This window comes from Variovorax sp. 22077, assembly GCF_052044195.1.
GTDB classification, from domain to species: domain Bacteria; phylum Pseudomonadota; class Gammaproteobacteria; order Burkholderiales; family Burkholderiaceae_C; genus Variovorax; species Variovorax atrisoli.
Map to the genome: position 1 here is coordinate 1 of NZ_JBQEQC010000123.1, position 367 is coordinate 367.

The window sequence follows — 367 nt, forward strand, 5'->3', positions numbered from 1 at the left end:
TAAGTGATGATGAGAAACTACTGGCGATTAGAATGATGTTACTCGGCGTCCAATACATCCACAAACGAGGGTATCTTCATCGAGACCTCAAGCCAGAAAATATCCTAAAGTTTTCTGATGGGCAGTACAAAGTCTCTGATTTTGGTTTAGTTAAGCACGATGACCCTAACGCAGCTTCGGCAGTACTAACGAATATTGCTGTCACCATGGGAACTGATGGGTATAAAGCTCCAGAAGTAAACAGGGGTCTGTATAGCCCTAAAACTGACATCTATGCAGCGGGTGCGATAGTGAATATTTTAAATTTAAGCCATGTGGATGGTATTGATGCTCTGATAGGCAAGGCTACAGCTTACAAACCGACTGC

The 367-nt window shown here is 43.1% G+C and carries 1 protein-coding gene; it reads left to right on the forward strand.

Annotated features, from left to right (window positions below):
• On the forward strand, nucleotides 1-367 hold a 367-nt coding region (locus ACTJLF_RS34785), incomplete at both ends, for a protein kinase domain-containing protein (protein ID WP_440884927.1).